Here is a 24,562-nt window from a genome sequence, read left to right on the forward strand (position 1 = left end):
GGTGTTATCGTCGATCGATGTCACTGTGAACAAAGCTCCGCAAGCGGCCAGGAGCATCCGTTCAGGGGCAATCCTCAGGCAGGCCTCATGGGATTGCCGAACTTCTGGTTGGAGCGACAGGCCCCTGTCGGTTCGGTCGCCGCTCCGGTATCATTCTGGGATGAATGAGATTTCTTTCCTTCCATTTGTCATTGGTGTCGCGGGCGGAAGCGGCAGTGGCAAGTCAACGGTGTCCCAGCAAGTGCGAGCGTCGTTTGGCGCTGATATGGTCTCGGTCGTGATGCAGGACGATTACTACTGCGACCAGTCCGATCTCCCGCCTGAAGTCCGCCGCAAGCAGAACTACGACCATCCGCAGGCCTTCGACTGGCCACTGCTGGTACGGCACGTCCAGACCTTGCGCAATGGCGAAGCGATCGAGATGCCGGAGTACGATTTCACGATCGACAACCGCTCCAACAAGACCATTCCAGTCAAACCGGCCCCGGTCATCGTGATCGAAGGCCTGTTTGCCTTGTATGACGCGGACTTGCGCAACATGATGTCGCTGAAGATCTTTGTCGACACCGCCCCCGACGTCCGCTTCATCCGCCGCATGCAAAGGGATATTACCGAACGCGGCCGCTCGCTGGAGAGCATCGTCGACCAGTACCTGGAAACGGTACGGCCGATGCACAAGCAATTCATCGAGCCAAGCAAGCGCCACGCCGATGTCATTTTGCCTCACGGCGCGAATGGCCCGGCAGTCGATGTCATTACCACCAAGGTAGCGAGCGTCATCGGCCAGTTGAAGCGGCCCTGATCTTAGCGCCTGAAATTCTCGCGAATGTCTGGGCGAGTACTCAGGCCTGGCCGACGATAGTGATGTTCGCGTCCGTGCCGTCCGTGTAGATCCCCATGAGGGTGCTTCCCGAGAAGGTGTTGTTGGAAATAATGGTGGGACTGCCGTAAACGTAAGTCAGCGAGATATGCGCCTGGAATGGGCTGGGTGTTTTCCCTCCGCTGCGCCGGTTCAGGACGGAAAAGGTGCAGTTTGAATCCATTTTGTTGGAATCGATCTTGTGGCCGCCTGTGTCGGGCCACGTGGCGGGGACGCCGCCGCCATACACCTGGATACCGCTCCCTTCATTGTTCGAGATAACGTTGCCGTAGACCGAGCACTTGCTGGTCCCATCGTCCACACCGATGCCGACGCCTTCCGAACCGTTGTCCCGCGGACCGCCGTAGTTATAGTTGAACCTGCAGGTATTGTAGCGGATCGTATGTCCGGCTACGGCGCCCTGTCCGGCCGCCGACGATAGCTCGATACCCCGGCCGTAATAGGTGCTGGCCAATGTCCCGCCATTGGAATTGCAGACGTTGCGCTCAATGATGTAAGACCTGGCAACGCCAGTGATATGAATTCCGAAATTCATATTCTTGCTGCAGTTATTGTTGCCCACGTAGCTGCGATCTCCACTGTTGATGAAGATGCCGGTCAGCATACCGGTCACGGTATTCTTGTCCAGCGTGGCAGCGTCCCCCCGGACAAGGTAGATGCCGATCGCTCTGCGGTTCGGGTTGTAATCGACACCGGGTGGCGGAGAAACGCGGTTCCCGCGAATCACAAGACGCTTGAGGAAGGCGGCGCTGTCGTACGTTTCACAGCGGATGCCATGCGATGCCACCGTGCCGCCGCCGCGGTGGCGGACAGTATTGGTGAGCAGGCGGATGTCGTCGATACTGGCGTTCGCTGCCACCAGGATCCCCTGGTTGCCATGCGTGGGGCCGTTGCTGATGACGTCGAGCACACAGCCGGAGACGGTCACGTGGTTTTTTTCGAAGATATACACGCCGGCACAATTCGACGTCACGTTGTTATTTTCGAAAACGCAGTTATTGCCCAGCCAAATGATCGCCACGTCGCTGTCTTCCGGCAAGGCGCTATTCCGGATGTCCAGGTTGCGGTAGGTGACGAAATCGCGCTCCTGTTTATACGCCGCGATCGAGGCGCCGTCGGCCGGCGTGGTGGGCGCCCCCGGCAGGATGATGACCGGTTTGGGCCGTGAAGCATCGTCGCTGCCGTTGGATCGATAATAAGCGCCAATCGTGATGCGCTGGGACGCAGTGCCGCTTGCCGACACCTGGAAGACACCCGAATACGTCGTGCCTCGTTTCTGCAGGTAGGTATGGCCAGGCGCCCAGGAAACGCTGGCCCATGAGCGGAAAGGGCTGGCAAGCGTTCCGTTACCCGGACCGGTGACAGTTGGATCGATGTAATGCACATTCGCGTTGCGTCCGGTTTGGGCCATTGCGAACCTGGGAAGCACTGTCCCCGCGCACGCGGAGACGCCCACGCTGGAGGCAATCCGAAGGAAGTCTCTTCTCTTGGTCATGACTGTTCCAATCAAGATCTGACAAACATGGCGCCAGTCCCTTCAGCCGGTTGCCGGCCGTTCTGCGCTCGACCGTACTGGCTACAGTGTTCTGTACGCCTGGACATGCTAAGCTTTGTGCTCGCGATGCGGCAACGACTCTTTGTCAAAACAAGAGAACTGCCGCCAGGCTGAGTTGTGGCAATGCCAATTCCCACCATCAAGTAGGTCGACATGATGTGCCGCGCTGGTCGACAGGAAGACTCAGCCGCTACACGGCGCAGGCGCACCAGACATGTTCCTTGTGACCCGTGACCGCAACAGCTTCGAGCGATTGAAAGAGTTGAACGTACTGCCGTAGTCAGGCTACGTAGCGCGGCCAAGCCAAGTTGGCGGGCTCAATTGAGAGGTATGATCGTTCCATCGCCCTCGAGCTTGAATTGAGTTCGATCTTTTGGTTAAAGGAGAACCGCCATGCGCGCTTTGATTTTGTCGGCAGCGAGCGTATTTTGCTTGCTCGGGTGTACGACTCCTCAAGAACAAGCACTAAAGCAACAAGCTGAGATGAATCGCATGATGGCCGAATTCGGGCCAGCCTGCGTTCAGCTGGGCTATCCGGCGAATTCAGACCCTTGGCGGAACTGTGTTGTTCAGTTAGCCGCGAAGAACGACAGCAAGCGCAGTGGCGTATCGACGTCCATTTTTGGCAGCTGGGGAAGGAGCGGCTGGGGCAGCGGTTCCGGCGTGGGCATTGGCATCGGGGTGGGACGCTAGGCATGTTTGAAGCACGGCCAGGTGCTGCTACACTCGCGTGCTTCACACGGCAAACATCCTTGAACAAGACATGAAGAGTAGTTCGAACAGCGGCCTGGTCTATTCCACCGATGGCGGGCGCATGTGCCCGGAATGCCGGCGGCCCCTCCCGGAATGCATGTGCAAGGCCAAGGCCCTCGCTACGGGCGATGGTGTGGTGCGCGTGTCGCGCCAGACGAAGGGCCGGGGCGGCAAGAGTGTGACGCTCATCAAGGGGCTCGCGCTCGATGCCACCGCACTGGCGCTACTGGGCAAGCAGTTGCGGACGGCATGCGGCTCGGGCGGAACCGTGAAGGATGGCGTGATCGAAGTGCAGGGCGACCACTGCGAGCTGGTCATGGACACCCTCAGAAAGCATGGCCACCATCCGAAGCGTGCTGGTGGCTGAAGCGTTGAAACGCCGAATGCCTGCATACGGCCAGAAGCAGTCCAGTGCAGGCCTGGGTGTCGGGTTCGAAGGCGCTCTTTTTGTCGGGCGCAACCCTGGCGTTGTCCCTCGATGAAGGCCTCATCGTTGCGGTGAAGCCCCGCCGCGGCATGGATCACCCTTGCCCCTCATTCATGGCTGAGCAGTACATCTTGCTTAACTCCAAGCTCATACGATATTGTCTCGCGTAAATACAGTGCGGCCAATGCTGAGCGCCGCGCTGCCAGCCAAGGAGAAGTAGAAGTGCTGTTCACGTTCGGGCTGCTGTTCGCAGCCATTGCCGTCGCATGGCTGCCGCCATTGCGCGTCGGCGCCACATTTTCATTTGCTGCATGGCAGGCGCTGCTCGGCGCCGCGGTCGTGGCGGGTCTGGTCCAGGGCTTCCTGAGTGCGCCGGCGCTGGTGGCGCTGGCGCTGCTGGCGGCGCTTGCCGTCGGCGCCGAGCGCGCCGCGGGCAAGGTGCCGCGCGTGCTGCTGCTGGCGGCCGCCATGCTGGTGATACTGGCCCTCGCCCTGCATGCGGTGCCGGGCTTTCATAATCCCAAGCTGTTCGATCAGCTGGTCGTGAGCACGAACGCGCCGCCGTTCACCATGTACCTGAACTTCGACAAGGCGGCGGCGGGGCTCGTCCTGCTTGGCCTGCTGTGCACGCGCGTCGTCGATGGCGACGGCTGGCGCCGGGCGCTGGGCGCGGGCCTGGCCGGCGGTCTGCTGACGGCGGCCGCGGTGCTGGGCATCGGCCTGGCGCTCGGCTATATCGCCTTCGATCCGAACGACTGGCAGCTGGTCCTGCAGTTCGGACTGGTCAACCTGCTGTTCGTCTGTGTCGCCGAAGAGGTGTTCTTCCGTGGCGTGCTGCAGGAGCGCCTGCAGCGTGCCTGGGCGGGCCACAAGGCCGGCGCCGCGTGCGCGGTCGCGCTCAGCAGCCTGCTGTTCGGCCTCGCCCACCTGGGCGGCGGCGTCACGCTGTTCCTGCTGGCGACGCTGGCCGGGGCAGGGTATGGCGTCGTCTATGCGCGCACCCGCTCGATCGAGGCGGCGATCCTGGCCCACGTGCTGCTGAACGTCATTCACTTCGCCTGGTTCACCTATCCACGCGCCTTGTGACGTGACGATGCCCGCGCGCTAGCGTGCGGGCGGCAGGGAAGTCGTAGCGCATGGGCGTTCTCTCCCTGGGGGCTTCTTCATATCTGCTGCGCCATGCGAGTGTGGCAAACGCTCGTGTCGCCCCCGCGGGAACGGCGCGAGCGCGCGCCGCATCTAATGTCGCACATGCAGTTGCAGACGCCGCCCAGGAGACCACCATGCTGATACGACATTTTTGCAAGCCGGCAGTCCTCGTTTCCCTTGCGCTGCTGGCCGCCTGCGGCGGCGACGACGATGACGACGACCGGCCGCGAGCGGATGCCGATGCGAAGCTCGTCGCCCAGGGCAAGCAGGTGTTCCGCTTCGAAACCTTTGGCGACGAGGTCAAATGGACCGACACCTTGCGCCTGCATGAAACGATCGCGTCAGCGGTCGACCCGACCACCGCGCTTGCCGTCGGCCTGAAGGTCGACGTCGACGCGTTGCCGCCGGCCGTCCAGCAGGGCATCAAGGACGGCAGCGTCGACCTGAAAAATCCGCAGACGACCGTCACCCTGCTCAAGCTCAATGCCGTGGTCGGCCTGGCCGGGCAGGTGGAAACGGTGGCCGGCAGGGATGTGCTCAGGCGCGTCGGCACCACCTGCGCGCTGTGCCATTCGACCGTCGACGATTCGTTCGCCAAGGGCATCGGCAAGCGCCTGGACGGCTGGCCGAACCGCGACCTGAACCCGGGTGCGATCATCGCGCTCTCGCCCGCGCTGAGCGCCGCGCAGAAGGCCGTCTACAACTCCTGGGGACCGGGCAAGTACGACCCGCGCTTCAGCATCGACGGAAAGAATGGCCCGGTGACGATCCCGCCGGCCTACGGCCTGAAGGACTTGCGCAGCATTACCTTCACCGGCGACGGCGACGATGTCAGTTACTGGAACCGCTACGTCGCCGTGACCCAGATGGGTGGGCTCGGGCACTTCGCCGACCCGCGTATCGGCGTGGACATCACCAATGGCGCGGTCAACCGGGTGGAACCGCTGCTGCCGGCGCTGCGCGCCTACCAGCTCTCGCTCGACGCCCCGCCGCCGCCGGCGGGCAGCTTCGATGCGGTGGCCGCCGCGCGCGGCCGCCTGCTGTTCAACGGCAAGGGCACCTGCCTGAGCTGCCACAGCGGACCGAAGTTCACCGACGCCAACGAGCGCCTGCACGAGGTGTCGGAAGTGGTGAGCGAACCGGAACCGGGCGGCGCGCCCAGCTATGCGTCGCGCAGCGCGACCAAAAAATACCGCACGGCGCCGCTGCGCGGGCTGTGGCAGCACCCGCCGTACTTCCACAACGGGACGGCGGCGACGCCGGAGGATGTGGTGAAGACCTATAACGAGCGCAAGGCCCTGGGCCTGAGCCCGCAGGAGGTCGCGGACCTGGCGCAGTACCTCAAATCGCTGTAGCGCACACCAGGCCGGGCCTGCCACCCCAGGCGGACCCGTGCGCTGTTACTTGTATTTTTGTTATAGAGTCGTCTCGACTGTCCTTGCCCATTAGATGTCCACGGCCACAATCCTGCATGGCGGAGGGAACGAGGGATGACGTCGCAACTGACGAACGAATTGCGGTTTGCTACCCGTGCGCTGCTTCGCGACAACTGGTTATGCCAGTCCTCCTTGCGTAAGCTGCGGCGCAACGAACAACTCGACAGCGAACAGCTGGACCGCATGCAGGCGCGCTACCTGCATAAAACCCTGCAAACCGCGATCGCGCGTTTGCCGTTCTATTCCCACATCTCGCCGGCGTTCTCCGTGGACGAAGCGCGGGACGTGCTGCACACCTTGTTTCCCATCATTACCAAGGAAACGCTGCTGGCCAATCCCGCCACCCTGTACCCGCACGGAGGCGCCCGGCGGCCCTGGGAAGCCGCCGGCAAGACCAGCGGCACGACGGGAACGCCGCTCGTCATCTATCGCAGTATCGAATCGCTGCTGCTCGAGAACGCGTTCGTGAAGCGCCACTGGACCTGGGCGGGCTACGAGGATGGCATGCCACGGGCGACGCTCAGGGGCGACATGGTCGTCGGCCTGGAGCGCAAGGAACCGCCATTCTGGTTCTGGAACCGGTATAACCAGCAATTGCTGCTGTCCTCGCGTCATCTGACCAGCGCCCACGTCGGCGCCATCATCGACCGCCTGGAATCGCTGTCGCCGCCGATCATGCAGGCTTATCCGTCGACGGCGTTTACGCTGGCCACCTATCTTGCGCGCAGCAAGCGGCAACTGCGCATTCCCCATGTCTTCACCGCTTCCGAGCCGCTGTATCCCCACCAGCGCGAGCTGATCCTGGAGCGCCTGGGTCTCAGGATCATGGACATGTACGGCATGGCCGAACGGGTTGCGTTCGCGACCCAGTGCGAACATGGAGAGATGCACATCAATCCCGATTATTCGTACGTCGAGATCGTCGACGAGCAGGGCAGGCGGACCGATGACTACGGTTATGTGGTCGGCACGACCTTCCATAACCAGGCGATGCCGCTGGTACGCTATCGCCTGAGCGACCGCACCCGCTGGAAGCCGGGACGCTGTGCCTGCGGGCGCAGCTTTCCCATGATCGAGAGCGTCACCGGCAAGTACGAAGACAGCATCACCGGCAGCAATGCCGCCGTCGTGAGCCCGTCCGTGCTGACCTTCGCCTTCAAGGGGGTCGAGCATATCCGGCGCTCGCAGGTTGCCCAGGTCGGTCCGGCGCGCTGGGAAGTGCGGCTGGTGCCTTTCCCCGAATTCTCGGCAGCCGACCAGAACAAGCTGGTTGACAACATTCACACCCTGGTCGATCCCCATGTCGACGTCAAGGTGGTTCTGGCAACCGAATTGCCCGACACGGCGGCCGGGAAGTTCCGCTGGGTCGTCAACGAAACGGCGCAGCACACGGCTGCCGCCGAGAGCCCGCATTGAGGCAGGACAGGCGCAGCGCGCGCCTGCTCAGCTACGCAGCAGATGCATCACCGTCGCGATCTTGTACGGCTTGCCCACGAACAGATAGTTGCGGTCGCGGTTGGCCAGCAGCGCCGGCACCGTGAAGCCGGACGTCAGGACCACCTTGATCCAGGGATAGCGCTCGGTGACCGTATCGGCCAGCTGCAAGCCGTTCATGCTGGGCATCATGATGTCGGAGAACACGGCATCGATATCGTCGTGGCGCTCGAGCAGCGCGAGCGCCTCCGCTCCCGAATACGCGACCACCACCTCGAGTCCCTGGTTGCGCAGCAGCGCCTCCGCCAGTTCCGCCAGGTCCTGCTCGTCGTCGACGACCAGCACCTTGGCCAGCGATGCTCCGGTGGATTCGTCCTGGTCCGGCGACGCCGGCAACTGGCTCCGGTCACGGCGCCTGGGCGGCTCCGTCACGAAACAGGGCCTGGAGGGAGCGTGCTGCAACATGATTCTTGACAATGGGTATCCGTGTTTCGATGAAGTCCGCCGAAGCCGGCCCGCTCAGGCAGGCCTCGGCCCCAGTATGGGCCAAGCGGGACAGCGGCCGCACACGATTGCCTGCCGGCACCTGACCGGTGTGAGGCGCAGCGCGCAGCGCCTCAGGCCTGCTTCTCGTCCGGCGACAGGATGTTCAGGAAGGCGCGCACCACCGGGGCGTCGTCCTGCACCGGATAGCTGATGTACAGGTTGGCGGACGGCGCATTGGTGCGGATCGGCAGGAAGCGCACGCCCGGCCAGCCGATGCGGCTGGTGGTTTCCGGCATCAGGGCCACGCCCAGCCCGGCGCCGACCATGGCCAGCAGGGTTTGCGGCTCGGCCGCTTCCTGGAAGATGGTCGGCTGGAAGCCGGCGTTGACGCAGCACTGGATCAGGTAGCGCGGCTCGGCCGACTGGTCCAGGTGCAGGGTCAGCATCGGCTCGCCGGCGATATCAAGCAGCTCGATGTCTTCGTGCGCCGCCAGCGGATGCTGCTCGTTCACCGCCACGCACACGTTCTCGCGGAAGCACAGTTCCTGGTGCAGGCTGGCCTGCCTGAGCACATCCTGCTCGATGCGCGGCTCGCGCCAGAAGCCGATATCGATCTGCCGGTTGCGCAGCGCTTCCCACTGGTCGTTCGGCCCCATCTCGTGGATGGTCCAGGTCACGCGCGGGAACTGGCTCTGGAACTGCTCCAGCAGGCTGGGGATCGGTCCCCACATGGCCGAACCGACGATGCCCACCCGCAGCCGGCCGACTTCGCCGCGGTCGATCTGGCGGATGGTGTCGATGGTCATGCGCATCTTCGCCAGCAGTTCGGCCGCCTCGACCATCAGCGCCTTGCCGGCCACCGTCAGTTCGAAGCTGCGCGTGGTGCGGGTGAACAGGCGCACCCCCAGCTCGCTCTCCAGCTTCATGATCTGCTGGCTCAGCGGCGGCTGCGAGATGTGCAGGCGTTCGGCGGCGCGGCTGAAGCTCTTTTCTTCGGCCACCGCGAGGAAGTATTTCAGCTGTTTCAGGTCGATCGACATGGGCGTGCGCGTCAATGGGGTCAGGCTGCGGGAGCAGGGTGCAGGGCGACCGCGAGGCGCGCGCCGACCAGCGCATTGTGCTTCACCAGCGCGATGTTGGTGCTCAAGCTGCGCCCGCCGGTCAGTTCCTTGATGCGGCCCAGCAGGAAGGGCGTGACCGCCTTGCCCTTGACGCCCTGCTGGCCGGCCTCGCCCAGCGCCTGGGCGATGATGCCGTCGATCTCGTAGGGCTCCATCGCCGCGTCGAGCGGCACCGGATTGCCGACCACCACGCCGCCCCGCAGGCCGAGCTGCCACTTGGTGCGGATGAAGGCCGCCTGCTCCTCCGGCGCGTCGATCTGGAAGTCGGCCCTGAAGCCGCTGTCGCGCGTGAAGAAGGCCGGGAAGTCGGGCTGGCCCACGCTCAGCACCGGCACGCCATGGGTTTCCAGGTATTCGAGCGTCAGGCCGATGTCGAGGATCGACTTCACGCCCGCGCACACCACCGCCACGTTGGTCCGGGCCAGTTCCTGCAGGTCGGCCGAGATGTCGAAGCTGGTCTCGGCGCCGCGGTGCACGCCGCCGATGCCGCCGGTGACGAAGACCTCGATGCCGGCCAGCTGCGCGCAGATCATGGTCGCGGCCACCGTGGTCGCGCCCAGGCGGCCCTGCGACAGCACATAGGCGAGGTCGCGCCGGCTCACCTTGATGGCGTCGGGCGAGGAGCCGAGCAGCTCGAGCTGGTCTTCCGACAGGCCGACGCAGATCTTGCCCTTGATGATGGCGATGGTGGCCGGCACCGCGCCGGCGTCGCGGATCACCTGCTCGACTTCGCGCGCGGTGTGCACGTTCTGCGGGTACGGCATGCCGTGCGAGATGATGGTCGATTCCAGGGCGACGATCGGCTTGCCGGCGGCGCGCGCGGCCGCCACTTCGGGCGAAAACAGGAGGAAGGATTGCATGGTCAGTCCTGGGAAGGTTCGTGGAAAGGAGCCTGGAGGCGGCCGGGGTCGAGCAGCGGCGACACGGTCTGCTCGCACTCGAGGGTCATGGCGGACAACTGCAGTCCGCGGCCGCAGGCCAGTGCCAGGTCGGGATCCCCGCCGTGCAGCGACCAGCACACGGCGGCCGCGAAGGCGTCGCCGGCGCCGGTGACGTCGACCACCCGGACCGGCGGCGCGTCGAGGCGCGCCATGCCGTCCGGGCTGGTGAACATCACGCCGCCGGCGCCGCGCGTGACGACCACGTCCTGCACGCCTTCGCGCTGGACTGCAAGGCAGGCGGCGGCGATATCGGCATCGTCCAGCAGGGGACGGCCGACCCGGGCCGCCAGTTCGCCGGCATTCAGGATCAGGAGGCGCAGGCCGGACAGCTTGCGCGGCAGGCGCGCCATCTTCGGTTCGGAGACCGCGACCACGGCCATGTCGACGCCGTCGCGCACGGCATCCTCGAGCAGGGCGGCGATGGTGTCGTACGGCAGGTTCAGGTCGGCCACGATCAGCGAGGCGCCGGCGCGCTGCTGCTGGCGCGCCACCAGGAAGTCGGGGGTGAGCGCTTCGTTGATCGCCATGTCGGCCAGCGCGACCGCCATCTCGCCATCGGTGTCCAGCACGGCGGTGTAGGTGCCGCTGCTGGCGCCGTCGAGGCGCAGCGTGCCGCGGGTGTCGATGCCGACGCCTTCCGCATGGGCGAGCAGGGCGCGTCCGGAGGCGTCGCCGCCGACCGCCGTGATCAGGGATACCGGCGCGCCTAGGCGGGCCAGGTTCTCGGCGATGTTGCGCGCCACGCCGCCGAAGGATTCGTCCTGGCGCGCCGGATTCGAGGTGCCGAGAGTAAGCTTGCCGAGCGAGCGCAGCTTGCGGTCCAGGTTGGCGGCGCCGATGCACAGGATCGGCCGGTGGTCCGGCAGCACGTAGGCGCGGCCGAGGATGCGGCGCTCGCGCACCAGGGTGGCGATGTAGTTGGCGACCGCGGAACGCGACAAGCCCAGTTGCGTGGCCAGATCCTGCTGTGAAATGAAGGGATTGGCACGGATCAGTTCATATAACTGTTCTTTTTTGGGCAGGTCGCTCACGGTCGTGTCTCAAACAAATGTTTATCAATACTAGACAAATGTTTTTCCGGTGTCAACCAGTCGTCTGCATGGTAGCACTGGATCCGCTTATTTATCCGGTAATGATATAAATCGGGAAGAAAAATGGTATTTGCCATACATATCGGGCTTCATGCATAGTAATACTATTCGGCTGACCATCTCCGCACCTGCTGCGGCAGCGCCACCAGCCTCTCCGAACGCCCCCCGACCAGCACACACAAGGAAGATCCATGTCCAGCAATACCCCATTCGAAGCCGCCGACATCATCCGTGCCCGCAAGCCGGGCTTTACGCCGCGCGTGGCGCTGATCCTCGGTTCGGGCCTGGGCGTGCTGGCCGAGCAGATGGCGGACGCGGTGGCGATCAGCTACGCCGACCTGCCGGGCTTCCCGATCAGCACCGTGCACGGCCACGCGGGCGAACTGGTGCTCGGCACCCTGGCCGGCGTGCCGGTCGCCTGCATGAAGGGCCGCGGCCACTTCTACGAAGGCTATGGCCCGGGCGTGATGACCTCGGCCATCCGCACCCTGAAGCTGATCGGCGCCGAACTGCTGTTCGTCACCAACGCCGCCGGTTCGCTGCGCGTCGAGGCCGACGCCGGCAGCCTGGTGGCCCTGACCGACCACATCAACTTCCTGCCGGGCAGCCCGATGGCCGGCCCGAACGACGAGCGCTTCGGTCCGCGCTTCTTCAGCATGGCCAACGCCTACGATGCGGAAATCCGCGAACTGGTCAAGCTGACCGCACAGGAGAAGGGCATCACCCTGCACGAAGGCGTGTACCTGGCCGCGGCCGGCCCGCACTTCGAGACGGTCGCCGAAATCCGCGCCTTCAAGACCCTGGGCGCCGACGTGGTCGGCATGTCGCTGATCCCGGAAGTGATCGCCGCCCGCCATTGCGGCCTGAAAGTGGCCGCCGTCTCGGCCATCACCAACCTGGCCGAAGGCCTGAGCCCGTTCGCGCTGTCGCACGAGCAGACCCTGAAGTACGCCGCCGTGGCGGCCAAGGACATGGTCACCCTGATCCACTCCTTCGTCGAGCGCCTGGGCGCGACCCCGCGCGCAGCCTGAACCCTTTATCCATAGAGAGCGAGCGATATCATGTCACGCGCATTCATCCTCCTGCTTGACTCGTTCGGCCTGGGCGCGCTGCCCGATGCCGACAAATACGGCGACACGGGCGCCAACACCTTCGGCCACATCGCCGAGTGGGCCGCCAGGGAAGGCAAGCCGATGTCGCTGCCGAACCTCGAGCGCCTGGGCCTGGCGGCCGCGGCGCACAAGGCCAGCGGCGAATGGGCCGCCGGCTTCGGGCTGCGCGACGGCTTCACCGGCGCCTGGGGCGTCGCGCGCGAGCAGTCGACCGGCAAGGACACCCAGAGCGGCCACTGGGAAATCGCCGGCGTGCCGGTGCTGTTCGACTGGGGCTACTTCCCGAAGACCGTGCCCTCGTTCCCGAAAGAGCTGACCGACAGGCTGCAGGAGATCACCGGCGTGGCCGGCTGGCTCGGCAACTGTCACGCTTCCGGCACCACCATCATCAACGAACTGGGCGACGAGCATGTCGCCAGCGGCAAGCCGATCCTGTATACCTCGGCCGACTCGGTGCTGCAGATCGCCGCGCACGAAGAGCATTTCGGCCTGGAGCGCCTGTACCAGGTGTGCGAAGCCGCCTACGAGCTGGTCAAGCCGTACAACATCGGCCGCGTGATCGCCCGTCCGTTCCGTGGTGCGAACGGCGACTACAAGCGCACCGCGAACCGCCACGACTACGCCGTGCCGCCGACCGCGCCGACCCTGCTGGACCACGTGAAGAACGACGGCGGCGAAGTCATCGCGCTGGGCAAGATCAGCGACATCTTCGCGGCCCAGGGCGTGACGCGCCTGGTCAAGGGGCCGGACAACATGGCCCTGTTCGACCGCCTGCTCGAGGTGGCGGACGAAGCGGGCGACAAGTCGCTCACCTTCGTGAACTTCGTCGACTTCGACATGCACTTCGGCCACCGCCGCGATGTCGCCGGCTATTCGAACGCGCTGCACGAACTGGACGCGCGCATGCCGGAATTCATGGCCAGGCTCAAGGAAGGCGACCTGGTCGTGATCACCGCCGACCATGGCTGCGACCCGACCGCGCCCGGCTCGGACCACACCCGCGAGCACATCCCGATGATTTTCTTCGGCCCGGGCGTCGCCCCGCGCGAACTGCCGGTTGCGGATACTTTCTCCGACATCGGCGCCACCCTGGCCAAGCACCTTGGCGTCAAACCACTTTCGAACGGAACCGCACTGCTATGACCCAGCCCCTGGATTTCAAACGTAATACCGCCGTCGGCCTGGACCTGGGCCTGGTCAACGGCATCAAGGTCAACCGCAATGCGGCCGACCGCCGCGCCGCCAGCCTGGCCAACCGCCGCACGGTCAAGAAAGAATACCAGGCCGCCTGGCTGGTCCGCGCGATCGAATGCATGGACCTGACCACGCTGTCGGGCGACGACACCCCGGGCCGCGTCGAGCGCCTGTGCATGAAGGCGATGCGCCCGCTGCGCACCGACCTGATGCAGGCCCTGGGCCTGGAGCGCCTGACCACCGGCGCGGTCTGCGTGTACCATGAAATGATCCAGCCGGCCGTCCGCATCCTGGAAGGCCGCCTGCCGATCGCCGCGGTGTCGACCGCGTTCCCGGCCGGCCTGTCCAGCCTGGAAACCAAGCTGCGCGAGATCGAGCTGTCGGTGGCCGCCGGCGCGACCGAGATCGACATCGTGATCACCCGCCAGCACGTCCTGACCGGCAACTGGCAGGCGCTGTACGACGAGATGGTGGCTTACCGCCAGGCTTGCGGCGAAGCGCACGTGAAGGCGATCCTCGCGACCGGCGACCTGGTCACCCTGGAAAACGTGGCCAAGGCCTCGTGGGTGTGCATGATGGCCGGCGCCGATTTCATCAAGACCTCGACCGGCAAGGAAGGCGTCAACGCCACCATCCCGGTGTCGCTGGTGATGGTGCGCGCGATCCGCGACTACTACGAGCAGACCGGCTTCATGGTCGGCTACAAGCCGGCCGGCGGCGTCTCGACCGCCAAGTCGGCGCTGCAGTACCTGACCGTGATGAAGGAAGAGCTGGGCAATGAATGGCTGCAGCCGCACCTGTTCCGCATCGGCGCATCGAGCCTGCTGACCGACATCGAACGGCAGCTCGAGCACTACGTGACGGGCAACTACTCGGCCGCCCACCGCCACGCGCAACCTTAAACTCCAACGGATTCGTCATGCCAACAATTAAAGAGATTCTTCAGACCATGGACTACGGCCCCGCACCAGAAAGCACCAAGGAAGCGCAAGCGTGGCTGGACCAGCATGGACGCCGTTTCGGGCTGTTCATCGACAACGCCTGGACCGAGGCTGCCGAGACCTTCGCCAGCAACAACCCGGCCGACGGCAGCGAACTGGCCCAGGTGACCCAGGCGACCGCGGAAGACGTGGAGCGCGCCGTGGCAGCCGCGCGCCGCGCCCAGCCGGGCTGGGTGGCGCTGGGCGGCCATGGCCGCGCACGCGTCATGTACTCGCTGGCCAGATTGCTGCAGAAGCATGCGCGCCTGTTCGCGGTGCTCGAGACCCTGGACAACGGCAAGACCATCCGCGAGACCCGCGATGCCGACCTGCCGCTGGCCGCGCGCCACTTCTACCACCATGCCGGCTGGGCCCAGCTGCAATCCGAAGAGTTCGCGGACTACCGCGCCGTCGGCGTGGTCGGCCAGATCGTGCCGTGGAACTTCCCGCTCCTGATGCTGGCATGGAAGATCGCCCCGGCGCTGGCCGCCGGTAACACGGTGGTGTTCAAGCCGGCCGAGTACACGCCGCTCACCGCACTGCTGTTCGCCGAGATCTGCCAGCGCGCCGGCGTGCCGGCGGGCGTGGTCAACATCGTCACCGGCGACGGCCGCGTGGGCGAGGCGATCGTCAACCATCCGGGCATCGACAAGCTGGCCTTCACCGGCTCCACCGAAGTCGGCCGCCTGATCCGCAAGGCCACCGCCGGCAGCGGCAAGAAGCTGTCGCTGGAACTGGGCGGCAAGTCGCCCTTCATCGTGTTCGACGACGCCGACCTGGACGCCGCGGTCGAAGGCCTGGTCGATTCGATCTGGTTCAACCAGGGCCAGGTCTGCTGCGCCGGTTCGCGCCTGCTGGTGCAGGAATCGGTGTATGACCGCTTCATCGCCAAGGTCAAGGCGCGCATGGAAAACCTGCGCGTCGGCTCGCCGCTCGACAAGTCGAACGACATCGGCGCCCTGGTCGATCCGGTCCAGCAGCAGCGCATCCACGGCCTGGTCGAATCGGCGCGTGCCGAGGGCTGCCAGGTCTGGCAGCCGGCCTGCGAAGCCCCGAGCGCGGGCTCGTGGTACCTGCCGACCCTGATCACCGGCGCCTCGACCTCGGCCGCCGTGGCCCAGGCCGAGATCTTCGGACCGGTGCTGGTGGCGATGAGCTTCCGCACCCCGGCCGAAGCCGTGCAGCTGGCCAACAACACCGTGTACGGCCTGGCGGCCTGCGTGTGGAGCGAGTCGATCAGCCTGGCGCTGGACGTGGCGCCGCAGATCAAGGCCGGCGTGGTGTGGATCAACACCGCCAACCAGTTCGACGCGGCCTGCGGCTTCGGCGGCTACAAGGAATCGGGTTACGGCCGCGAAGGCGGCAAGGAAGGCATGTACGAGTACCTGACCCCGCTGTCGGAAGACGCGCGTCCCGCCGCGCCGGCCGTGGTGGACAAGGTCAAGCCCAAGGCCATCGAGTCCGACAGCCCGTTCGCGGTCGACCGCACCGCCAAGCTGTACATCGGCGGCAAGCAGGCGCGCCCGGACGGCGCCTACAGCCGCGCGATCAATGGCGCCAACGGCGCCTTCCTGGCCGACGTGGGCGAGGGCAACCGCAAGGACATCCGCAACGCGGTGGAAGCGGCGCACAAGGCATCCGGCTGGGCCAAGGCGACTGCGCACAACCGCGCGCAGGTGCTGTACTACATCGCCGAGAACCTGGCGATCCGCGCCGACGAATTCGTGGCCCGCATCGCGCAACAGACCGGCAGCCGCAACGCGCAGCAGGAAGTGCAGGCATCGATCGAGCGCCTGTTCTACTGGGCGGCGTGGTGCGACAAGTACGACGGCCAGGCGCACCAGCCGCCGATGCACGGCATCACCGTGGCGCTGAACGAGCCGGTCGGCGTGATCGGCATCATCTGCCCGAACGAGAACCCGCTGCTGGGCTTCATCTCGCTGGTGGCCCCGGCGCTGGCGCTGGGCAACCGCGTGGTGGCCGTGCCGTCGGAAGCGCATCCGCTGTCGGCGACCGACCTGTACCAGGTGCTGGACACCTCGGACCTGCCGGGCGGCGCGCTCAACATCGTCACCGGCAGCGCGGACGAGCTGGCGCGTACCCTGGCCTCGCACGGCGAGGTCGATGCGGTGTGGCGCCACGACGGGAAGGCAGAGGGCTGCGCCGAAGTGGAGCGCCTGTCGGCGGATTCGCTCAAGCGCACCTGGACCGGCGGCGGCAAGGGCCGTGACTGGTTCGATGCGAAGCAGGCGTGCGGCCGCACGGTGCTGCAGCACGCGAGCCAGGTCAAGAACGTCTGGATTCCGTACGGCGTCTGAATTAGCTACGTAGGGTGGGCGGGTCACCCGCCCACGCGGTGAGAGTTGGCGGTTGCCGGACCCTTGATGGGAACGGAGCCGTTTCGTATCAACGCGTGGTCAGAAATCAGTCCACAGGACTGATTTCTCCCGCCCACCCTGCATTGAAAGGATTACTTGATGTTTCTCCCGCAAGAAATCGTCCGCAAGAAGCGCGACGGCGGCATCCTGAGCGCCGAGGAGATCCAGTTCTTCGTGCGCGGCATCCCCGACGGCAGCGTCACCGAAGGCCAGATCGCCGCGCTGGCGATGGCCGTCTATTTCAACGACATGAACATGGACGAACGCGTCGCCTTCACCCTGGCGATGCGCGATTCGGGCCAGGTCATGGAATGGAAGTCCCTGGACCTCCCGGGCCCGGTGGTCGACAAGCACTCCACCGGCGGCGTCGGCGACGTGGTCTCGCTGATGCTGGGCCCGATGATCGCCGCCTGCGGCGGCTTCGTGCCGATGATCTCGGGACGCGGCCTGGGCCACACCGGCGGCACCCTCGACAAGTTCGACTCCATCCCCGGCTACTGCACCGTTCCCGACCCGGAACTGTTCCGCCAGGTCGTCAAGGACGTGGGCGTGGCCATCATCGGCCAGACCGCCCAGCTGGCGCCGGCCGACAAGCGCTTCTACAGCATCCGCGACACCACGGCGACCGTGGAATCGGTGGCGATGATCACCGGCTCGATCCTGTCCAAGAAGCTGTCGGCGGGCCTGGATGCGCTGGTCATGGACGTCAAGGTGGGCAGCGGCGCCTTCATGCCGACCTACGAGAAATCGGTCGAACTGGCGGAAAGCATCGTCCAGGTGGGCAATGGCGCCGGCACCCGCACCTCGGCCATCCTGACCGGCATGAACGAGTCGCTGTGCCACGCCGCCGGCAACGCGGTCGAAGTACGGGTTGCCATCGACTACCTGAGCGGCAAGTCGCGCCCAAGGCGGCTGCACGAAGTCACGATGGCGCTGTGCGCCGAGATGCTGCTCATCTCGGGCCTGGCCGCCAGCGAGACCGAGGCCCGCGCCAGGTTGCAGGCGGCGCTCGATTCGGGCGAAGCCGCCGAGCGCTTCGCGCGCATGGTGGCCGCGCTGGGCGGTCCGGCCGACCTGATGGACAAGCCGGACGCGCATCTGGAGACCGCGCCCGTCATCGTTCCGGCGCCTGCGCTGCAGGCCGGTTATGCGGTTGCGGTCGATACCCGCGGCCTGGGGCTGAGCGTGGTGGCCCTGGGCGGCGGCCGCGTGCGTCCGCAAGACCCGATCGACTTCGCCGTCGGCCTGACCGGCCTGGTGGAACTGGGCGACAAGGTCGACGCCGGCCAGCCGCTGGCGCTGGTGCATGCGCGCACCCCGGAGGCAGCCGGGCAGGCCGTGCGCCAGGTGCAGGCGGCCTACCGGATCGGCGACAGCAAGCCGGCTGCCGAGCCGATGATCCACCGTACCATCCGTCCTTGAGAGACACCGACATGAACTACGCAACACTGATAGCCGAAGCACGCGCCGCGCGCGAACTGGCCTACACCCCGTACTCGAAGTTCAAGGTCGGCGCGGCGCTGGAGTGCAAGGACGGCCGCATCTTCCGCGGCTGTAACGTGGAAAACGCGTCCTACGGCCTGTGCAACTGCGCCGAGCGCACCGCCTTCTTCAGCGCCATCGCGCACGGCTACAAGCCGGGCGACTTCAGCGCGCTGGCCGTGATCGGCCAGACCGAAGGCCCGATCGCCCCATGCGGCGCCTGCCGCCAGGTCATCCTCGAACTGGGCGGCAACGCGCTGCCGGTGGTGCTGGCCAACCTCGAGGGCGACGTGTTCGAAACCACCGCTGCCGAGCAGCTGCCGAACGCCTTTGGCGGCCGGGACCTGAACGGCTAAGCCCTTGAAGAAAGCGGTCGACATCCAGGCCGCGGTGGCGATCGCGGCCGGCGAGGCCATCGCGGCGCGCGGCAACGGCACGTTCGGGATCGGCGCCGTCATGCTCGACCAGCACGGCAACGTGCTGCGCGCCATGCCCAACGGCGTGGTGCGCGACGGCTTGCCCTACGACCCGACCGGTCACGCCGAGCGCCAGCTGATCGACTGGTATTTTTCCGAGCGGGCCGGCGGGCGTGCGCTGCCGCCGCCGCAGGAGATCACGATCGTCACCTCGCTCGATCCGTGCGCGATGTGCACGGGAGCGATCCTGTCCGCCGGTTTCCGCGTCGTGGTGGCCGCGCCGGATACCGAAGCCGGGGCCAACCACGACGGCCGCTGCGGTTTCGGCGGCCTGCCCGAAGGCCTGCGTGCGCAAGCGGCGGCGGCGTTCTCCTACCCGGCGGTGCTCGGCGGCTCGGCCTATGCCCGCGTGGCCGGCGGTGCGCCACCGGCTTCGTTCTTCATCGGGAAGACCATTTCCGAACAAAGCCAGGCGCTGTGCGCGCTGCTGTGCGAAGCCAGCGCCGCCAGGGTGCAGGCGCTGCTCAACAGCGACCTGGCGCGCGATGAACTGAAGGATCCGGCCACGCTGCCGGCCGGACATCCGCTGCGGCGCGCGCTGCGCCGTGCCTGCGCTGGCGCGCTCGACGTCCGCTGCGCGCCGGCCAGGCCGGATGCGGGCCTGGCGCCGGTCCTGCGGCAGGCGATGGAACTGGACCGCCGGCAGGGCGGGGAGGGCGACGCCGTCGCGCTGCTCGACGCCTTCGGCAACCTGCTGCTGTGCGTGCCGGGACGGCGCGGCGAATCCGGCATCCGCACCGCCTTCATGGAATGCACGCGCCTGTATGCGCAGCTGCGCCACCGCCTGATGCACGGCGCCGATGCACGGGTCCAGCGGGAAGTGAGGGAATACCTGGCCCATCCGAAGCACGGCACCTTCGTGTTCGCGCGCGGGCCGGGAAGGACGGCGGACAGCTACATGGACCTGGGCGCGTACGGCTCGACCATGGAAGGACCGCTGCCGGCGGAAAACCCGGCGCAGTTCCAGTACGTGCTGCCGCGCCTGGAGGCGGGCGAGCTGGACGCCTTGTGCGCGGCCTTGCCGCCGCTGTACCGCAAGGTGATCGGCGTGCGCCCAGGGCAGGTGGCGGACCGCGACCTGGTCGCGGCCCTGTCCTGAACCGGACGGCTTACCACATCAGGTCGTCCGGGATCTTGTAGGCGGCGTAAGGATCGTCCTCTTCCACTTCTTCGACCTTCTTCTTCACCTGCACGACGATGGAAGCGTCGCGTTCCGCGATCTTCTCGGCGATCACGCGCGGCACCAGTTCGAAGTGGCCGTTCAGGCCGACGATCACCAGGCGGCCGGCGACCAGGTGCTCCTGCACCCTGGACGACACGTAGATGCGCTCGATCTTGCTGCCGAAGGTGAAGTTGTAGGGGACGTCGCCCTTGCCCTTGTCCTGGCGGTTCTGCTGCACCATCTGCGCGATCTGCGCGACGATGGCTTTCTGGGTCGCGGCCGCGTCGCGCTGGGCGTTCAGTTCGCGCGCCCGCTCGGCGTTCTTGCGCTGCATCTCGAGCGCCGCCTCGCGCGCCTCGTTCACCGATTCGGTGCCGGTGCGGCGTTCGATTTTCTTCTGCTTGGTTTTGTCCTGGTTGACCTTCTTGACCTTGTTCTTGTCGACCAGGCCGGCTTTCAATAACTGCTCCTGCAGCGAGACCATGTTGTAATTCCCTAGATAATGTTTGCCTGTTTGCCGCCACCGGAATCGGCGGCTGGTGCACAGCCGCTAGCATAGCAAAGCCGGGCGCTCCAGCGTCAGCCTTTCCACGGATCGTAGGTGCCGACATGCCACACATGGCCTTCCGGATCGCGGCAGGCGAAGACCCGTCCGCCGAAAGGCGCGTCGTCGATTTCCTGCACGATGCGCGCGCCGCTCTCGACCACGCGCGCGTAGATCTCATCCGCGTCGTTCACCTGCACCCAGGTGGTCTGGGTCTGCACGCCGCCGATCCGTTCGGGCGGCACGATCAGCTGCGCAAACCTGTCGTCGGCGTGCGAGCCGAGCATCACCATGCCGCCGCCCAGCACCAGCTCGGCGTGGGCGACCGCGCAGCTCTTGCCCGGCACCACGAGACGCTGCTCGAAACCGAGGCAGCGGCACAGCCAGTCGATGGCGGCGGGGGCGTCGCGGTAGCGCAGGCAGGGTATGACCGTCGAGCTCATTGCATCCTCCTCGTGATGGGTGTCGGACAAGGTCCCATGGTACCGCAGGCGCCGTGCCAAGCTTGAAATCCTGGACAAGTGCACAACATATGGTGGATATCTGTTCTTCGATGAGGAGCACCACCATGCACCAGTCAGATGCACAGATGCTGCACGATTTCCTGGGCCAGCTGGTCCAGGCGCGCGGCGTCCAGAAGGACCCCGAGGCGGACGCGCTGATCCGGCGCGCCGTGTCCCAGCAACCGGATGCGGCCTACCTGCTCGTGCAGCGGGCGCTGCTGATGGAACAGGCGCTTTCGGCTGCGCAGGAGAGGATCGCGTCGCTGGAAAACCAGCTGAGCGGCTCGCAGCGGCGCGCCGGCGGCTTCCTCGATCCGCATTCCTGGGGGCAGCGTGCGCAGGTGTCCTCGCATGCGCCCCAGCACTACCAGCACGCCCACCAGGTTTCCTCCCAGCACGGGACGCCGGGATTCATGCAACGCGGGTCGGGCTTCCTGCGCGGCGGCGGCGGCGGTCTCCTGGGCACGATGGCCGCCACCGCGGCCGGCGTGGCGGCGGGCAGTTTCCTGTTCCACGGACTGGATAACCTGTTCCACGACCACGACCAGGGCGGCCATCACCTGTTGTCCGATAACGATGCAGGCAATGCCCCCGGCGACCAGTCGGGAAGCGCGCTGGCCGACCAGGCAGGACTGAACGCGATCGACCAGTCCCTCGACCAGCCGGCCGCAGGCTTCCTCGACAGCGGCGAGGCCGGCATCGAGGGCAACCACGGCTTCTTCGACGGCGACGGTTCGGACGAAGGGCTGTTCAGCTGAACTCACATCTGCTGGAACAGGTAGGTGTGGTTGCGGCTGACTTCCAGCTCGTGCGGATAATTGCGCAGCCTGAGCATGTGGCGGCCGCGCAGGTCGCGCGTGACTTCGGCGATCGCGTCCACCCGCACCAGGGTCGAGCGGTGGATGCGCCAGAACTCGTCCGGATCCAGCTCGTCCGCCAGTTCCTTCAGGGTCTTGCGGATCAGGTGCTGGCCGGTCACGGTCTGCACGCAGGTGTATTTCTCGTCCGACTGGAAGAACAGCACCTCGCGGGTGCTGATCATGCGCAGGCTGTTGCCGACCTGGGCCTGGATCCAGCGCAGGTAGCTGCGCGCCTTGGCGCCGTCCTGGCGCAGCAATTCGTTGATCTGGGCCAGCTGGGCGCCGATATCCTTGGGCGGGTGCGCCAGCCGGCGCCGCAGGCGCTCGCAGGCCGTGCCCAGGCGCTCGGCCGTCACCGGCTTGAGCAGGTAATCGATCGCGCCGTGTTCGAAGGCGTCGACCGCGTACTCGTCGTAGGCGGTGACGAACACGATGTGGCAGCGGTTGTACAGCTGGCGCGCGGCCTCGATCCCGCCCATGCCGGGCATGCGGATGTCGAGGAAGGCGATGTCGGGCCGGTGGGCGGCCGCCAGGTCGACGGCTTCCAGCCCGTTGGCCGCCTCCGCCACGATGCGCAGCTCGGGCCAGGCCTCGCCGAGGCGCATGCGCAGCTGCGCGCGCATCGCCTGTTCGTCGTCGGCGACCAGGGCGGTGGCCATCAGCCGTCCTCCGTCATCCGGTAGGGCAGGCGGATCGAGGCGCAGGCCCCGCCTTCCGGCGGCGTCTCGATCACGAGTTCGGCCTGGCTGCCGTACAGCAGCGCCAGCCGCTCGCGGATATTCGCCAGGCCCACGCCGTCGCCCTTGTGCAGGTTGATGCCGACCCCGTCGTCGCACACGTCCACGTGCAGGATCGCGCCCACCACATGGGCGCGCACCAGGATGGTGCCGCCCGCCACCTTCGGTTCCAGCCCGTGCTTGATCGCATTCTCGATCAGGGTCTGGAGCATCATCGGCGGGAAGGGCGAGCTGCCGAGGAAGTCGGGCACCTCGAAGCGCACCGCCAGCCGCTCCTTCATGCGCGCCTGCATGATGGCGAGGTAGGCGCGCGACAGTTCGACCTGCTTGCCCAGGGTGCCGCCGGAGCCGGAACGCATCTGCGGCAGCGAGGAGCGCAGGTATTCGACCAGGTGGGCGTGCACGCGCGAGGCTTCCTTCGGATCGGTGTCGATCAGCTGGCCGATCAGGGCCAGGGTATTGAACAGGAAGTGCGGCTCGACCTGGGCCTGCAGCGCCGCCATCTTCGCTTCCATCAGGCGCCGCTCGAGGGTGGCGACATCGGCCTTGTCGGCCGCTTCCTTGGCCATCAGTTCGGCGCGGCGCTTGCCGCCGGCCAGCACCTTGACGCCGAAGGAGATCAGGATGAACCAGACCGCCTGCTCGCCCAGCTGCAGGAAGATGCCGAAGGCGAGCGCCAGGAACCAGGTCAGGTACAGCTGGCGCCACTCGACCATGGCCAGCCAGTCGAAGAAGCGCCACCACAGGACGCCTGCTTCGCTGACGGCATCGCGGACGAAGTCCACCGCGCGGTTGAGTTGCGTAGCCACCATCCTACTCTCCGATCTGGCGCGGCCGGCGGCCGAACACGGCGCCAGCCACGAACTTCAGCAACAGGAAGCCGACGAACAGCGTCAGGACCAGCGGCACGATGGTCAACAGGCAGGCCAGCAGGATGGCGGCGACCAGCAGCACCGGCCAGGGCAGCGCGGCGAGCGTGCGCGCGCCGGAGCGGACCGCGCGGGCGCAGCGGTGGCCAAGGTCTTCCATGTCAGCAAAAAACGAGGAAAAACGGGATTCGAGACGGGTGGGTTTCATGCAGGGTCCTTTCGTGGGTCGATGGATCCACTGTAGGCCGCCGCCAGCCCAACCGCCAGCATCATCCGATAAAGCGCATGATTCCCGGGTTTAACGGTGCACAGGGCGGATGAATGGGAAGCGCCTAGATTTTCCGCTTGCGCTCGTCCCAGTAGCTGCGCAGCAGCCCGTAGAACACCGTGTCCGCGTATTCGCCATGCACCAGCCAGCGCTGCGGCATGAAGCCTTCCTTGCGAAAGCCCAGCTTTTCCAGCACCACGGCCGAGGCGGCGTTGCGAGGGTCGATGTCGGCTTCGATCCGGTTCAGGTCGACGGCGCTGAAGCCATGCTCGAGCGCGGCGCCAATCGCCTCGGTGGCGTAGCCGTGGCCCCAGTGCGCGCTGGCGATGGCGTAGCCGAGTTCGCAGCGCCGGTTCTGGTTGAAGAAGTGGTGCAGGTTGACGGTGCCGACCAGCTCACCGCTATCGGCCAGCTCCACCGCGAACCGGATATCGGTCTCGTCGCGGTAGCTTTCCAGCGCCCGCGCAATGGCGGTTTCGGCAAAGGAGATATCGGTCCAGGGCTCGGCGCTCCAGTATCGCACCACGGCGGGATCGGCAAACACGGTGAACAGTGCCGGCGCATCGTGCTGGGTCAGGGGCCGCAGTACCAGCCGTTCGGTCGTGAGGACAGGGGTGGCGTATGTGGACATGGCGATGTATTGTCGATGTTGTATTCAGGAGCATATCATTGCTTTGAACCAAATGAACAGACTGTTACAAAAGCGCTCACAGGGGTTTGCCGG

General features: G+C 66.1%; 25 protein-coding genes. 14 read left to right on the plus strand and 11 right to left on the minus strand.

Features of this window, described 5'->3' with window-relative positions:
- Positions 1-160: 160 nt before the first annotated feature.
- Positions 161-802 carry a uridine kinase gene (gene udk, locus H162_RS0100535; RefSeq protein ID WP_026354071.1) on the plus strand — a complete coding sequence of 214 codons (642 nt, stop codon included), beginning with the start codon at positions 161-163 and terminating at the stop codon, positions 800-802.
- 40 nt (positions 803-842) lie between these two features.
- Here the strand turns inward: udk and H162_RS0100540 are convergent, their stop codons facing one another.
- The gene (locus H162_RS0100540) at positions 843-2,375 is read right to left on the minus strand and encodes a right-handed parallel beta-helix repeat-containing protein (protein ID WP_084676887.1); all 1,533 of its coding nucleotides are present in this window, start codon (positions 2,373-2,375) and stop codon (positions 843-845) included.
- A 453-nt stretch (positions 2,376-2,828) separates the two neighbouring features.
- Between H162_RS0100540 and H162_RS33795 the strand changes: the two genes are divergently transcribed.
- The 5 genes from H162_RS33795 to H162_RS32450 all read left to right on the plus strand — a co-directional run bounded on the left by H162_RS33795 (position 2,829) and on the right by H162_RS32450 (position 7,616).
- Positions 2,829-3,128: a hypothetical protein gene (locus H162_RS33795; protein ID WP_156885407.1), complete on the plus strand. Its 300-nt coding sequence runs from the start codon at positions 2,829-2,831 to the stop codon at positions 3,126-3,128.
- A 70-nt stretch (positions 3,129-3,198) separates the two neighbouring features.
- Entirely contained in the window at positions 3,199-3,555 is a 357-nt protein-coding gene (locus tag H162_RS0100545) for a translation initiation factor Sui1 (protein WP_020651488.1), read from the plus strand.
- A gap of 282 nt (positions 3,556-3,837) precedes the next feature.
- Positions 3,838-4,701 (plus strand): CPBP family intramembrane glutamic endopeptidase, encoded by an 864-nt coding sequence (locus H162_RS0100555; protein WP_020651490.1) that lies wholly within the window; start codon positions 3,838-3,840, stop codon positions 4,699-4,701.
- A 197-nt stretch (positions 4,702-4,898) separates the two neighbouring features.
- Positions 4,899-6,119 carry a c-type cytochrome gene (locus H162_RS0100560; protein WP_020651491.1) on the plus strand — a complete coding sequence of 407 codons (1,221 nt, stop codon included), beginning with the start codon at positions 4,899-4,901 and terminating at the stop codon, positions 6,117-6,119.
- Between the two features lie 213 nt (positions 6,120-6,332).
- Positions 6,333-7,616 carry a phenylacetate--CoA ligase family protein gene (locus tag H162_RS32450; RefSeq protein ID WP_020651492.1) on the plus strand — a complete coding sequence of 428 codons (1,284 nt, stop codon included), beginning with the start codon at positions 6,333-6,335 and terminating at the stop codon, positions 7,614-7,616.
- A 27-nt stretch (positions 7,617-7,643) separates the two neighbouring features.
- On the opposite strand, the gene H162_RS0100570 is transcribed toward H162_RS32450, so the two are convergent.
- The 4 genes from H162_RS0100570 to H162_RS0100585 form a co-directional block, all read right to left on the minus strand.
- Positions 7,644-8,066: a response regulator gene (locus H162_RS0100570; RefSeq protein ID WP_229451874.1), complete on the minus strand. Its 423-nt coding sequence runs from the start codon at positions 8,064-8,066 to the stop codon at positions 7,644-7,646.
- Positions 8,067-8,251: 185 nt separating this feature from the next.
- Positions 8,252-9,160, minus strand: coding sequence for a LysR family transcriptional regulator (locus H162_RS0100575; RefSeq protein WP_020651494.1), 909 nt, complete (start codon positions 9,158-9,160; stop codon positions 8,252-8,254).
- A gap of 20 nt (positions 9,161-9,180) precedes the next feature.
- Positions 9,181-10,101, minus strand: coding sequence for a pseudouridine-5'-phosphate glycosidase (locus tag H162_RS0100580; protein WP_020651495.1), 921 nt, complete (start codon positions 10,099-10,101; stop codon positions 9,181-9,183).
- A gap of 2 nt (positions 10,102-10,103) precedes the next feature.
- A complete protein-coding gene (locus tag H162_RS0100585) occupies positions 10,104-11,213 on the minus strand; it encodes a carbohydrate kinase (protein WP_020651496.1) in 1,110 nt (369 codons plus the stop codon).
- A 251-nt stretch (positions 11,214-11,464) separates the two neighbouring features.
- On the opposite strand from H162_RS0100585, the gene xapA reads away from it, so the two are divergent.
- From xapA to H162_RS0100620, 7 genes are all read left to right on the plus strand, one after another.
- Positions 11,465-12,304, plus strand: coding sequence for a xanthosine phosphorylase (xapA, locus tag H162_RS0100590; RefSeq protein WP_020651497.1), 840 nt, complete (start codon positions 11,465-11,467; stop codon positions 12,302-12,304).
- Between the two features lie 30 nt (positions 12,305-12,334).
- The gene (locus tag H162_RS0100595; RefSeq protein ID WP_020651498.1) at positions 12,335-13,528 is read left to right on the plus strand and encodes a phosphopentomutase; all 1,194 of its coding nucleotides are present in this window, start codon (positions 12,335-12,337) and stop codon (positions 13,526-13,528) included.
- Positions 13,525-14,481: a deoxyribose-phosphate aldolase gene (gene deoC, locus H162_RS0100600; protein ID WP_020651499.1), complete on the plus strand. Its 957-nt coding sequence runs from the start codon at positions 13,525-13,527 to the stop codon at positions 14,479-14,481. Before H162_RS0100595 ends, deoC begins: the two co-directional genes overlap by 4 nt.
- A 17-nt stretch (positions 14,482-14,498) precedes the next feature.
- The gene (locus H162_RS0100605) at positions 14,499-16,877 is read left to right on the plus strand and encodes an aldehyde dehydrogenase family protein (protein WP_371846778.1); all 2,379 of its coding nucleotides are present in this window, start codon (positions 14,499-14,501) and stop codon (positions 16,875-16,877) included.
- Between the two features lie 159 nt (positions 16,878-17,036).
- Positions 17,037-18,359, plus strand: a complete 1,323-nt coding sequence (gene deoA, locus H162_RS0100610; RefSeq protein ID WP_020651501.1) for a thymidine phosphorylase — start codon at positions 17,037-17,039, stop codon at positions 18,357-18,359.
- A gap of 11 nt (positions 18,360-18,370) precedes the next feature.
- The gene (locus H162_RS0100615; protein WP_020651502.1) at positions 18,371-18,775 is read left to right on the plus strand and encodes a cytidine deaminase; all 405 of its coding nucleotides are present in this window, start codon (positions 18,371-18,373) and stop codon (positions 18,773-18,775) included.
- Between the two features lie 4 nt (positions 18,776-18,779).
- Positions 18,780-19,994, plus strand: coding sequence for a nucleoside deaminase (locus H162_RS0100620; RefSeq protein ID WP_020651503.1), 1,215 nt, complete (start codon positions 18,780-18,782; stop codon positions 19,992-19,994).
- A 10-nt stretch (positions 19,995-20,004) separates the two neighbouring features.
- Here H162_RS0100620 and H162_RS0100625 read toward each other — a convergent pair whose 3' ends face one another.
- Both H162_RS0100625 and H162_RS0100630 read right to left on the minus strand, forming a co-directional pair.
- A complete protein-coding gene (locus H162_RS0100625; protein ID WP_020651504.1) occupies positions 20,005-20,541 on the minus strand; it encodes a DUF2058 domain-containing protein in 537 nt (178 codons plus the stop codon).
- Between the two features lie 95 nt (positions 20,542-20,636).
- Positions 20,637-21,044 carry a VOC family protein gene (locus H162_RS0100630; protein ID WP_020651505.1) on the minus strand — a complete coding sequence of 136 codons (408 nt, stop codon included), beginning with the start codon at positions 21,042-21,044 and terminating at the stop codon, positions 20,637-20,639.
- Positions 21,045-21,169: 125 nt separating this feature from the next.
- Here H162_RS0100630 and H162_RS0100635 point away from each other — a divergent pair, with 125 nt between their 5' ends.
- A complete protein-coding gene (locus H162_RS0100635) occupies positions 21,170-21,862 on the plus strand; it encodes a DUF2076 domain-containing protein (protein ID WP_026354072.1) in 693 nt (230 codons plus the stop codon).
- Positions 21,863-21,864: 2 nt separating this feature from the next.
- Here the strand turns inward: H162_RS0100635 and H162_RS0100640 are convergent, their stop codons facing one another.
- From H162_RS0100640 to H162_RS0100655, 4 genes are all read right to left on the minus strand, one after another.
- The gene (locus tag H162_RS0100640) at positions 21,865-22,623 is read right to left on the minus strand and encodes a LytR/AlgR family response regulator transcription factor (protein ID WP_020651507.1); all 759 of its coding nucleotides are present in this window, start codon (positions 22,621-22,623) and stop codon (positions 21,865-21,867) included.
- Positions 22,623-23,513, minus strand: a complete 891-nt coding sequence (locus tag H162_RS0100645) for a sensor histidine kinase (protein ID WP_020651508.1) — start codon at positions 23,511-23,513, stop codon at positions 22,623-22,625. The genes H162_RS0100640 and H162_RS0100645 overlap by 1 nt, the downstream gene beginning before the upstream one ends.
- 1 nt (position 23,514) lies before the next feature.
- Entirely contained in the window at positions 23,515-23,778 is a 264-nt protein-coding gene (locus tag H162_RS0100650; RefSeq protein ID WP_040786016.1) for a hypothetical protein, read from the minus strand.
- A gap of 124 nt (positions 23,779-23,902) precedes the next feature.
- The gene (locus H162_RS0100655; RefSeq protein ID WP_020651510.1) at positions 23,903-24,469 is read right to left on the minus strand and encodes a GNAT family N-acetyltransferase; all 567 of its coding nucleotides are present in this window, start codon (positions 24,467-24,469) and stop codon (positions 23,903-23,905) included.
- Positions 24,470-24,562 lie beyond the last annotated feature (93 nt).

Origin of the sequence: Massilia niastensis DSM 21313 (assembly GCF_000382345.1) — a bacterium.
Lineage (GTDB): Bacteria > Pseudomonadota > Gammaproteobacteria > Burkholderiales > Burkholderiaceae_D > Telluria > Telluria niastensis.

Coding starts and splice junctions, on each gene's coding strand:
- H162_RS0100645 (WP_020651508.1), bottom strand. CDS start 23,513: ATGGTGGCTACGCAACTCAACCGCGCGGTGGACTTCGTCCGCGATGCC.
- H162_RS0100635 (WP_026354072.1), top strand. CDS start 21,170: ATGCACCAGTCAGATGCACAGATGCTGCACGATTTCCTGGGCCAGCTG.
- H162_RS0100630 (WP_020651505.1), bottom strand. CDS start 21,044: ATGAGCTCGACGGTCATACCCTGCCTGCGCTACCGCGACGCCCCCGCC.
- udk (WP_026354071.1), top strand. CDS start 161: ATGAATGAGATTTCTTTCCTTCCATTTGTCATTGGTGTCGCGGGCGGA.
- H162_RS0100580 (WP_020651495.1), bottom strand. CDS start 10,101: ATGCAATCCTTCCTCCTGTTTTCGCCCGAAGTGGCGGCCGCGCGCGCC.
- xapA (WP_020651497.1), top strand. CDS start 11,465: ATGTCCAGCAATACCCCATTCGAAGCCGCCGACATCATCCGTGCCCGC.
- H162_RS0100595 (WP_020651498.1), top strand. CDS start 12,335: ATGTCACGCGCATTCATCCTCCTGCTTGACTCGTTCGGCCTGGGCGCG.
- H162_RS0100575 (WP_020651494.1), bottom strand. CDS start 9,160: ATGTCGATCGACCTGAAACAGCTGAAATACTTCCTCGCGGTGGCCGAA.
- H162_RS0100640 (WP_020651507.1), bottom strand. CDS start 22,623: ATGGCCACCGCCCTGGTCGCCGACGACGAACAGGCGATGCGCGCGCAG.
- H162_RS0100605 (WP_371846778.1), top strand. CDS start 14,499: ATGCCAACAATTAAAGAGATTCTTCAGACCATGGACTACGGCCCCGCA.
- deoA (WP_020651501.1), top strand. CDS start 17,037: ATGTTTCTCCCGCAAGAAATCGTCCGCAAGAAGCGCGACGGCGGCATC.
- H162_RS33795 (WP_156885407.1), top strand. CDS start 2,829: ATGCGCGCTTTGATTTTGTCGGCAGCGAGCGTATTTTGCTTGCTCGGG.
- H162_RS0100615 (WP_020651502.1), top strand. CDS start 18,371: ATGAACTACGCAACACTGATAGCCGAAGCACGCGCCGCGCGCGAACTG.
- H162_RS0100650 (WP_040786016.1), bottom strand. CDS start 23,778: ATGAAACCCACCCGTCTCGAATCCCGTTTTTCCTCGTTTTTTGCTGAC.
- H162_RS0100560 (WP_020651491.1), top strand. CDS start 4,899: ATGCTGATACGACATTTTTGCAAGCCGGCAGTCCTCGTTTCCCTTGCG.
- H162_RS0100655 (WP_020651510.1), bottom strand. CDS start 24,469: ATGTCCACATACGCCACCCCTGTCCTCACGACCGAACGGCTGGTACTG.
- H162_RS0100545 (WP_020651488.1), top strand. CDS start 3,199: ATGAAGAGTAGTTCGAACAGCGGCCTGGTCTATTCCACCGATGGCGGG.
- H162_RS0100625 (WP_020651504.1), bottom strand. CDS start 20,541: ATGGTCTCGCTGCAGGAGCAGTTATTGAAAGCCGGCCTGGTCGACAAG.
- H162_RS0100540 (WP_084676887.1), bottom strand. CDS start 2,375: ATGACCAAGAGAAGAGACTTCCTTCGGATTGCCTCCAGCGTGGGCGTC.
- deoC (WP_020651499.1), top strand. CDS start 13,525: ATGACCCAGCCCCTGGATTTCAAACGTAATACCGCCGTCGGCCTGGAC.